The organism is Brevundimonas faecalis, from assembly GCF_040549405.1.
GTDB classification, from domain to species: Bacteria; Pseudomonadota; Alphaproteobacteria; order Caulobacterales; family Caulobacteraceae; genus Brevundimonas; species Brevundimonas faecalis.
The window spans coordinates 1,588,387-1,597,752 of record NZ_JBEPTF010000001.1 but is presented as its reverse complement, the minus strand read 5'-3'; the positions used below and the strand labels follow the sequence as shown (position 1 = coordinate 1,597,752).

The 9,366-nt window shown below is 68.1% G+C and carries 8 protein-coding genes and 1 tRNA gene; 7 read left to right on the top strand and 2 right to left on the bottom strand.

What is annotated here, in order from left to right; all coding sequences use genetic code 11:
• Positions 1 to 225 precede the first annotated feature (225 nt).
• Positions 226 to 302 (top strand) — tRNA-Arg (locus tag ABIE19_RS07865).
• Here the strand turns inward: ABIE19_RS07865 and metC are convergent.
• On the bottom strand, positions 261 to 1,454 hold the full coding sequence (gene metC / locus ABIE19_RS07860; protein WP_354088607.1) for a cystathionine beta-lyase: 1,194 nt from the start codon (positions 1,452 to 1,454) through the stop codon (positions 261 to 263). The two genes, ABIE19_RS07865 and metC, sit on opposite strands and share 42 nt — an antisense overlap.
• A gap of 103 nt (positions 1,455 to 1,557) precedes the next feature.
• Between metC and ABIE19_RS07855 the strand changes: the two genes are divergently transcribed.
• Positions 1,558 to 2,634 (top strand): amino acid ABC transporter substrate-binding protein, encoded by a 1,077-nt coding sequence (locus tag ABIE19_RS07855; protein ID WP_354088563.1) that lies wholly within the window; start codon positions 1,558 to 1,560, stop codon positions 2,632 to 2,634.
• 31 nt (positions 2,635 to 2,665) lie between these two features.
• Positions 2,666 to 3,970: a dicarboxylate/amino acid:cation symporter gene (locus ABIE19_RS07850; protein ID WP_354088562.1), complete on the top strand. Its 1,305-nt coding sequence runs from the start codon at positions 2,666 to 2,668 to the stop codon at positions 3,968 to 3,970.
• Positions 3,971 to 3,972: 2 nt separating this feature from the next.
• Here ABIE19_RS07850 and sseA read toward each other — a convergent pair whose 3' ends face one another.
• Positions 3,973 to 4,803, bottom strand: a complete 831-nt coding sequence (sseA, locus tag ABIE19_RS07845; RefSeq protein ID WP_354088561.1) for a 3-mercaptopyruvate sulfurtransferase — start codon at positions 4,801 to 4,803, stop codon at positions 3,973 to 3,975.
• A gap of 113 nt (positions 4,804 to 4,916) precedes the next feature.
• Between sseA and kdsA the strand changes: the two genes are divergently transcribed.
• Genes kdsA through ABIE19_RS07825 form a run of 4 tightly spaced genes read left to right on the top strand, consistent with a single transcriptional unit; the run spans position 4,917 to position 9,363 of the window.
• Positions 4,917 to 5,795: a 3-deoxy-8-phosphooctulonate synthase gene (gene kdsA / locus ABIE19_RS07840; RefSeq protein ID WP_354088560.1), complete on the top strand. Its 879-nt coding sequence runs from the start codon at positions 4,917 to 4,919 to the stop codon at positions 5,793 to 5,795.
• 18 nt (positions 5,796 to 5,813) lie between these two features.
• Positions 5,814 to 7,274, top strand: a complete 1,461-nt coding sequence (rfaE2, locus tag ABIE19_RS07835; protein WP_354088559.1) for a D-glycero-beta-D-manno-heptose 1-phosphate adenylyltransferase — start codon at positions 5,814 to 5,816, stop codon at positions 7,272 to 7,274.
• The gene (rfaD, locus tag ABIE19_RS07830; RefSeq protein ID WP_354088558.1) at positions 7,271 to 8,272 is read left to right on the top strand and encodes an ADP-glyceromanno-heptose 6-epimerase; all 1,002 of its coding nucleotides are present in this window, start codon (positions 7,271 to 7,273) and stop codon (positions 8,270 to 8,272) included. Before rfaE2 ends, rfaD begins: the two co-directional genes overlap by 4 nt.
• Positions 8,269 to 9,363, top strand: coding sequence for a DUF3089 domain-containing protein (locus ABIE19_RS07825; RefSeq protein WP_354088557.1), 1,095 nt, complete (start codon positions 8,269 to 8,271; stop codon positions 9,361 to 9,363). The genes rfaD and ABIE19_RS07825 overlap by 4 nt, the downstream gene beginning before the upstream one ends.
• Positions 9,364 to 9,366: the final 3 nt, after the last annotated feature.

The following is a 9,366-nucleotide window of genomic DNA, read 5'->3' as shown; positions in this document are numbered from 1 at the left end:
CCGCCCGCGCCGCCGCGCGAGGTCTACAGGGACGCGCCGATCCCGGCCCCGGTGCGCGAACGCGCCGCCCCGCCTCCGCCCGCCTACGCCCCCCCCGTCGTCCCCCCCCCCCGCGCGGCCCCCCCCCCCCCCCCCCCCCCCCCCCCCCCCGCCCGCCCCCCCCCCCCCCCCCCCCCCCCCCCCCCCCCCCCCCCCCCACGCCCATAGGCAGAACGCCCCTGAGCGGCGCCCATAGCTCAACCGGATAGAGCACCTGCCTTCTAAGCAGGGGGTTGCAGGTTCGAGTCCTGCTGGGCGCGCCAGGCTTCCAGCCCTTTTTCCAGGTCGGCGATCAGATCGACGGGGTCTTCCAGGCCGATGTGCAGGCGCAGCAGTTGGCCCGGCAAGCCCGGGGCATGCAGGCGACGGCTCAACTGGGGCGTCTCATAGGTGATCAGGCTTTCGAACCCGCCCCAGGAATAGCCCATGCCGAACAGGCTGAGAGTCCGCATCAGGGCGTGAGCCGCCGACCGATCTCCGCCCTTCATGACGACGCCCATCAGGGCTGCGCCGCCTTCGAAGTCCCGACGCCACAGATCATGGCCGACCGAGCCGGGCAGGGGCGGAAAGAGAACCCGCTCGACCTCCGGCCGGCCCTGCAGCCACTCGGCGATCCGCAGGGCGGAACCGAACTGGGCCTCCAGGCGCAGGGGCATGGTGCGTAGCCCCCTAAGCGCCAGCCAGGCGTCGTCCGGCGAGACGTGCCAGCCCATGTCTTCGATGGTGTCCTGGATCGCTCGACCGATTGCGGGGGCGTTGACGGCGATGGAGCCCATCAGAATGTCGGAATGGCCCGCGACATACTTGGTCACGGCCTGGACGCTGACGTCCACGCCGTGCGCCAGGGGACGAAAGGCGAGGCCGGCTGCCCAGGTGTTATCGAGAACGGTCAGAACGCCTCTCGTCCGGCATTCCTGAACCATGGCCGGAACATCCGCCATCTCGAACGTCAGCGAAGCCGGGGATTCCATCAGCAGGACCCGCGTGCGCTCATTGCACAGGGCCATGATGTCAGCGGTGGAAGCCTGGGCCGGATGGAAACGCGTGACGACGCCGCGCTCGGCCATGTGGCGGGTCAGGAAACGCCGACTGGGACCGTAGAGAGCGTCGGTGGCGACGATCTCGTCGCCCGGCCGCAAGAGGGCGGACAGAGGAACCGTGACGGCGGCCAGGCCTGACGGGACCAGGAAGGTCTCCGACGCCCCCTCCAGATCCGCCAGGGCGGCGCGCAGTTCTCGCGCGGCGGAACCGCCGTCCAGGCCATAGACAGGACCGGGACGCGAATCCTGCATCAGGGCTGGATCGTCGCTCAACATGGTCGAGGCGCGTTCGATCGGCGGATTGACCGGGCGTCGGCCCGATCCACGGCGCGTGGCGGAGGCGATCAGGCGCGTTCGGTCGGAAAGGGGAGGCATGTCGTGTCCGGCGGGTTGCGGTTGCGCGCCTACAGGGCTCTAAAGTGTCCTGGGGCGCAAGCGGGCGAGGAGACGAATGAGAACGGCGAAGCTCTTTGCGGGAATGTCGTTGGCTCTGGCCGTGGCCGCCGCCGGTTGCGGGCGGCAGGAGCGGACAAGCCAGACGGACGCGCCCGACACGGTTCGACCCGGCGCGGCGGTTCAGCCGACGGAACGCGACAGCCCGACCCTGGCGGCGATCAAGCAGCGCGGGCGGTTGAATTGCGGGGTCCATCAGGGCCTGGTCGGCTTCGCCTTCACCGACAATCGCGGCGCCTGGAGAGGGTTCGACGTCGACTTCTGCCGGGCCACGGCCGCCGCAATCTTCGGCGACCCCGACGCCGTGCGCTTCGTGCCCTTGACGGCCGAGCAGAGATTCGAAGCCCTGAGAGACGGCCGGGTCGATGTCCTGTGGCGCAACACCTCCTGGACCATGAGCCGGGATACGGGAGGAGAGCTGAGCTTCGCGGGGATCAACTACTACGACGGTCAGGGCTTCCTGGTTCGACGCGCGTTGAACCTGAACAGCGCGGTCGAACTGAACGGCGCCCGCATCTGCGTCCAGGCGGGATCGACGACCGAACTGAATGTCGAGGACTATTTCCGCACGCGCGGCATCGAGTACCGCCCCGTGGTGGTGAAAACCGAGGAAGAGGCCCGCCAGACCTATGCTCAGGAAGGCTGCGACGCCTTCACCGCCGACATATCGGCCCTGGCGGCGGCGCGCACGACCCTGGCCAATCCGCAACAGCACGCCATCCTGCCGGACGTCATTTCCAAGGAGCCGCTGGGACCCGTCGTGCGGCAAGGGGACGAGCAATGGACGGCGGTCATCCGCTGGACCCTGAACGCCCTGATCCTGGCCGAAGAGCTGGGGGTGACCAAGGCGAACGTGGAGGCCCTGGCGCGCGACAGCCAGGATTCACGCGTCCGACGCCTGCTGGGCGACGAAGGCGATTTCGGCCCTTCGGTCGGGCTGCCGCGCACCTGGGCGCGGGACGCCGTGGCGGCCGGCGGCAACTATGGCGAGATCTTTGAACGGAACCTGGGCCAGCAATCCGCGCTGAATCTGGCGAGGGGGTTGAACGCCCAGTGGAGCGCGCGGCCCGGCGGACTGATCTACGCCCTGCCGATCCGCTAGGTCTCGCGGCGGGGGTGGCCACGGAGACCCCATGGACCCGACGACCGCTGGACGCCGCCGCATTCCCCTTCACGGCCTGATGCTGATCGGCTTCCTGGTCGGTTTGACGGCGGGCCTGCTCGTCAATCTGGTCATCGGCAGCGACACGCCCTGGGTGCAGTGGGTCACGGCCAATGTGACCGGACCCGCCGGACAGATCTTCCTGCGCCTTCTGTTCATGCTGGTGCTGCCCCTGCTGTTTTCCGCCCTGGTGGTCGGGGTGGCGGAGATGGGCGATCTGAAGGCCCTGGGACGGGCGGGGGCCAAGAGCCTGGCCTTCACGGTCTTCATCTCGGCCGTGGCGGTGATCATCGGCCTGGCCATGGTGAACATCTTCAGGCCGGGCGACGGCGTCGATCCGGCCCTGGCCCAGCAACTGCTGGATCAGGGACGGCGCGGCGCGGCGGCCATCATCGGGGGGGCGCCGCAGGGCGTCCAGGCGGGCGACTTCTTCCTGGAACTTGTGCCGTCCAATGTCTTCAGTTCGGCCGCCCAGAACGAAATCCTGCCGGTCATGGTCTTCGCCCTGCTGTTCGGCGTCGGCCTGGTCCTGACGCGCAGTCCGGCGACGGAACGCCTGCAACAGACGATCGAGGGATTGTTCGAGGTCATGATGACCCTGATCAACCTGGTCATCAAACTGGCGCCCATCGCCATCGCCTGCCTGATGTTCAATCTGGCGGCCCTGTTCGGGTGGGACCTGCTGCTGCGCCTGGCGGCCTTCGTCGGCGTGGCCGTGGGCGCCATGGCGATCCACATGTTCGTGGTCTATCCCATCTGCGTGGCGACCCTGGGCGGCATGTCGCCCCTGCGCTTCTTCCGCTCCATCCGCGAGGCCATGGTGGTGTCATTCTCGACCGCCTCGTCCAACGCCAGCCTGCCGGTGTCGCTGCGGGTGGCGGAGCAGAACCTGGGGCTGCCGCGCAAGATCGCCCGCTTTGTTCTGACGGTCGGCGCCACGGCCAATCAGAACGGCACGGCCCTGTTCGAGGGCGTGACCGTCCTGTTCCTGGCCCAGTTCTTCGGCGTGGAGCTTAGCCTGGGGCAGCAGTTCGTGGTCATGCTGGTCTGCATTCTCGGCGGCGTCGGCACGGCCGGGGTACCGGCGGGGTCGCTGCCGGTCATCGCCATGATCCTGGCCATGGTCGGGGTCCCGCCGGAAGGCATAGGCCTGATCCTGGGCGTCGACCGCTTCCTGGACATGTGCCGAACGACGCTGAACGTCACCGGAGACCTGGTCGTGGCGACCGTCGTGGCCCGCGGCGAGGAAGAAACCGCCGAAGCCGCCAAGGCCTGAGTTCATCCGGTTTCGACCGGCGTGTCAGCCCGCGCGCCCCACTCGGCCCAGGATCCGTCATAGAGCCGTGACGGCCGCTCCAGCACGGCCAGGCCCAGGGTCAGGATAGCCGCCGTCACGCCCGAGCCGCAGCTGGTGACGACCGGCCGATCCAGATCGACGCCGGCCTCGCGGAAGGCCGCTTCCAGGGCGCCTCCCTGTTTCATGGTCCCGTCGGCGTTCAGCAGGACCGGAAAAGGCAGGTTCAACGCCCCGGGCATGTGGCCGGAACGCAGGCCGGGGCGCGGCTCGACGGCCTCTCCACAGAAACGCGGCGCTGCGCGGGCGTCCAGCACCTGGATCGGCCCGTCGAGCGCCTGACGCACCTGATCCAGATCGACCACGGCGTCATCGAGAAGCTGGGCCTCAAAGCGCGAGGGTTGCGGCGGCGTAGAGGGGCCATGCTCCATGGGCCGTCCTTCGGCGCGCCACTTCGGCAGCCCGCCGTCCAGAACCTGAACCTGCGTCGCGCCCATGGCCCGGAGCATCCACCATACACGCGGCGCTGAGCGTATGCCGACCGTGTCGTAGACCACGATGTGATCATCTTTACCGAGGCCCAGGGCGCTCATCCGCGCGGCGAAAGCCTGGGCGGACGGCATCATGTGAGGCAGGGGGCTGTCCTGTTCGGAACTGGCCTCCAGGTCGAAGAAGCGGGCGCCCGGCAGGCGGGCCGCCTCGAAGTCCGGTCGGCCGTCGCGTCCGTCCAGGTGCCAGCTGCCGTCTATGAGGCGCAGGTTCGGATTATTCAGGTCTTCGGCCAGCTTGGCCGTGTCGATCAGCGGATTGGTCACGACTCGAACCTCCGTGCTAGAGCTTGCGCCGAACAGCGTGCGACGCCACCTGATCGCCGCATAGACGCGGCAAAGGACACGCCGCAAGCCCGCCAACAACCGAAAGCGCCGCCGTGACTTCTCCCAACGCCGTCATCACCCTGTCCGAAGGCCTTGCGAATCCCGTCGTCATCGGCGGCGGCGCCCGCATCGTCTTCATCGCCGGCCCCTGCCAGATGGAAAGCCGCCAGCACGCGCTGGAGACTGCCCATCAGCTGAAGGAGATCGGCGAGCGGCTGAACCTCGGCATCATCTACAAGACCAGCTTCGACAAGGCGAACCGCACCAGCGCCAGCGCCGCGCGCGGCATCGGCCTGAAGGACGCCCTGCCGATCTTCGCTGAAATCCGTGAAATCACCGGCCTGCCGACCCTGACCGACGTCCACTCCGAGGCCCAGTGCGGCCCCGTGGGCGAGGTCGTGGACGTGCTGCAGATCCCGGCCTTCCTGTCCCGCCAGACCGACCTGCTGTTGGCCGCAGCCGCGACGGGCAAGGCGATCAACATCAAGAAGGGGCAGTTCCTGGCCCCCTGGGACATGAAGAACGTCATCGCCAAGGTCGTCGGCGCCGGCAACCCCAATGTCATGGCCTGCGAGCGCGGCGCCAGCTTCGGCTACAACACCCTGGTCAGCGACATGCGCGCCCTGCCGATCCTGCGCGAGATCGGCTGCCCGGTCGTCTTCGACGCGACCCACAGCGTCCAGCAGCCGGGCGGGCAGGGCACGTCCTCGGGCGGGCAGCGCGAGTTCGTGCCGGTCCTGGCCCGCGCCGCCGTCTCGGTCGGCGTCGACGCCGTCTTCATGGAGACGCACCAGGACCCGGACAACGCCCCGTCGGACGGCCCGAACATGGTGCCGTTGAGCCAGTTCGAGGCCCTGGCGGCCGAACTGATCGCCTTCGACGACCTGGCCATCAAGCTCGGTCATAAGGGGCCGATGGCGAAGGCGGCGTGAATCCGCTAGTTCGGCGTCATGGCTGAACCTTCCCTTGATCTCGGCGCCCTGCAGTCCCTGCTGGAGCGCGTGCGCGACCTGAAGGTCGCCTGCGTCGGCGATCTGATGCTGGATCGCTATGTCTATGGCGAGGTCAGCCGGATCTCGCCCGAGGCGCCGATCCCTGTCCTGCGCGCGCGTCGCACCGTGGCCATGCCCGGCGGCGTGGGCAATGTGGCGCGCAACGTCGCGGCCCTGGGGGGGCAGGTACGTCTGGGCGCCGTGGCAGGAAACGACGCGGCAGGCGCCGAACTGGCCGATCTGATCGCCGCCGAGGACCGGATCGAGGACGCCCTGATCCGGCCCGAAGGCGCCGCCACCATCGTCAAGACGCGCTTCGTCGCCGCCGGCCAGCAGCTTCTGCGTCTGGATGACGAGACCGCGCCTCATTCCGGCTATGCCGACAAGGCGGTGTTCCAGGGCGCGGACGCCATCCTGCTGTCCGACTACGCCAAGGGCGTGGTGGACGACGGCGCCGTTCAGACGGCGCTGTGGGCCGGGGCCGAATACGGCGTGCCGGTCATCGTCGATCCCAAGGGCCGCAACTTCGCCCGCTATGGCGCGGTCGACGTCATCAAGCCGAACGCCAGCGAACTGGCCGGCGCTGTCGGCCTGCCGACCGAAACGGACGAACAGGTCGAGGCGGCCCTGGCGACCCTGTTGGACGCCACCACGGCCAAGGCCGTCATCGTCACTCGCGCGGGCAAGGGCATGACCCTGGCGCGGAGGGGAGGCGGCGTGACCCATTTCCCTGGCCGGGCGCGCGAGGTCTTCGATGTGTCGGGCGCAGGCGATACCTGTCTCGCCGCCCTCGGACTGGCGCTGGGCGCCGGCGCGACGCTGGAGCAGGCTGTGCAGTTCGCCATCCTCGCCTCGGGCGTCGTGGTGGGTAAGAGCGGCACCGCCGTCGTCACGCCCGCCGAACTGATCGAGGCCGAGATGAGCCAGCATGCGGCCCTGGCCCAGTCCAAGGTCACCCCGCTGGATGAACTGGCCGATCAGGTTGAGGCGTGGAAGCGCCAGGGCCTGAAGGTCGGCTTCACCAACGGCTGCTTCGACATCCTGCACCGCGGCCACGTGGCCTATCTGGCGCAGGCGCGCGGCTGGTGCGACCGGCTGGTCGTGGCGCTGAACACCGACGCCTCGGTGCGCCGCCTGAAGGGCGAGGGCCGTCCGGTCAATGATCTGGACAGCCGCGCCGCCGTCATCGGCGGCCTGGCCAGCGTCGACCGCGTCACCGCCTTCGACGACCCGACGCCCATCGCCCTGATCGAACGCCTGAAGCCCGACGTGCTGATCAAGGGCTCGGACTACACCAAGGACAAGGTCGTCGGCGCCGCCGAGGTCGAAAGCTGGGGCGGCGTGGTCCGTTTGGCCGACTTCGCCGACGGTTATTCGACGACCAGGACCATCGAAAAGATGACCGGAGCTTCCGAATGATCCCCCGTATGATTGTCGTTACGGGCGGCGCGGGCTTCATCGGCTCTAACATCGTGGCCCGCCTGTGCGAGGGCGGCGCCTGGGACGTGGTTGTCTGCGACCGGCTGGAAACGGCCAACCTCGCCAAGTGGAAGAACATCGCCAAACACCCCGTCGCCGACCTGTGGGCGCCGGAAGAACTGTTCGAGCAGCTGGAGCGCCACGCGGATCGCATCGAGGCGGTGATCCACATGGGCGCCATCTCCTCGACGACGGAGCCGGACGCCGACCTGATCCTGCGCACCAACTTCAGCCTGTCGCGCGACATCTGGGACTGGTGCGCGGTGCGCAATGTGCGAATGATCTACGCCTCCTCGGCGGCCACCTACGGCGACGGCGAGGCCGGGTTCGAGGACCGAGACGATCCTGAGAGCCTGAATGCGCTGCGCCCGCTAAATGCCTATGGCTATTCGAAATACCTGTTCGACCAATATGCGGTGCGACAGGCTGACCGTGACGAGGCGCCGCCTCAGTGGGCCGGGCTGAAATTCTTCAACGTCTATGGCCCCAATGAAGGCCACAAGGGCGGAATGAAGTCGGTCGTGGCGCAGATCTGGCCCAAGGTGCAGGCGGGCGAGACGGTCAGCCTGTTCCGTTCGCATAACCCGAACTATCCCGACGGCGGCCAACTGCGCGATTTCGTCTTCGTCGACGACGTGGTCAACATCATCATCTGGCTGCTGGAACGTGAAGACATCTCGGGCGTGTTCAACGCTGGATCGGGCCAGGCGCGTTCCTTCGCCGACCTGGCGCGCGCGACCTTCGCGGCGGCGGGCAAGGAACCCTCGATCGCCTATATCGACATGCCTGAGTCGATCCGCGACCGGTATCAGTACTTCACTGAGGCCAGCATGGATCGCATCCGCGCCCTCGGCTACGGCGGTCAGTCGACGCCGCTGGAGGAGGGCGTGCGCCGCTACGTCCAGGACTTCCTGAGCCAGCCGGATTCCTATCGATGAAGATGCCCAGCCTGACCTTGCGCCAATGGGTCGGCTACGCGGGCTTCGCCGTGGTGTTCATCCTGGTCGCCGCCGTCATGGTCTGGCGCGGCGACATCCTGAGAGCGGGCCTGGATCCTCAGGTGCCTTTCCAGACCTATGAACCGCCCAAGGCCCCCGACTACGCCGAGGCGGACGCCTGGGCCTTGCAGGACGCCCGCGCGGCAGATGCCGGAAAGGCCTCCGTCTTCTTCGTTCACTCGACCACCTATGACGGCGGCGCCGAGTGGAACGGAGCGATCGACGACCGCAGGGCCGACGCCTATCTGAAGCGCGTGGTGATCCCGAACTACGCGGGGCCCTTCGCCCGCGCAGGCGCCATCAGCGCCCCCCGTTATCGCCAGGCCAGTCTCTACACGCGCCTGACCTTGAGAGAAGACGCTCGTGAGGCACGCGCCTTCGCCTATGGCGACGTCAAGGCGGCGTTCGAGCGCTGGCTGCTTGAACATCCTGACGGTCCCATTGTTCTGGCCGGAGCGGAGCAGGGCGCGGAACTGGTCGATCGTCTGCTGCACGAACGGATCATTCCGGATCCCGCCCTGCGCCGACGCGTGGTGGTCGTCTACCTGATGGACGCCCTGTCGCCTCTCGAACGCTTCAAGGATTTCCCGCTGTGCCGCAGTCGTGACCAGGCGAACTGTGTTGTCGCATGGGGCGCAGTCGAGGAGGGCGATGAGGCGGAACTCAGCCGCCGCGAACGACGCGCCCTGACCTGGAATGCACGGGGCCAACTGGTCAATGTGGATCGTGCGCCGACCGCCTGCGTCAACCCGATCACGGGCTCCGCCGAGCAGCCGAAGGCCGCCGCACGTGAAAGCCGCGGCGCCACCAACGCCACCAATCTGGAGTGGGGCGTGCGTCCGCCGCTGCAAAGCCGCGCCGTCGCGGCGGAGTGCCGAGACGGATTGCTGAGATACCAGCGCCCGGATTCAGAATCCTTCCGACGGAAGGGAACTTGGGCCGATCAGAGAAAGACCCCGCCCTATAATCTGTTCTACGCGGATATCGAGACGGACGTCCTGGCCCGCCTGACCGCCTGGGAGCGGGGATGAACG

Bases quoted from the DNA above. Each gene is read 5' to 3' on its own strand.
- ABIE19_RS07825 (WP_354088557.1), top strand. From the start codon at position 8,269: ATGAAGATGCCCAGCCTGACCTTGCGCCAATGGGTCGGCTACGCGGGC.
- rfaE2 (WP_354088559.1), top strand. From the start codon at position 5,814: ATGGCTGAACCTTCCCTTGATCTCGGCGCCCTGCAGTCCCTGCTGGAG.
- ABIE19_RS07855 (WP_354088563.1), top strand. From the start codon at position 1,558: ATGTCGTTGGCTCTGGCCGTGGCCGCCGCCGGTTGCGGGCGGCAGGAG.
- metC (WP_354088607.1), bottom strand. From the start codon at position 1,454: ATGCCTCCCCTTTCCGACCGAACGCGCCTGATCGCCTCCGCCACGCGC.
- rfaD (WP_354088558.1), top strand. From the start codon at position 7,271: ATGATCCCCCGTATGATTGTCGTTACGGGCGGCGCGGGCTTCATCGGC.
- ABIE19_RS07850 (WP_354088562.1), top strand. From the start codon at position 2,666: ATGGACCCGACGACCGCTGGACGCCGCCGCATTCCCCTTCACGGCCTG.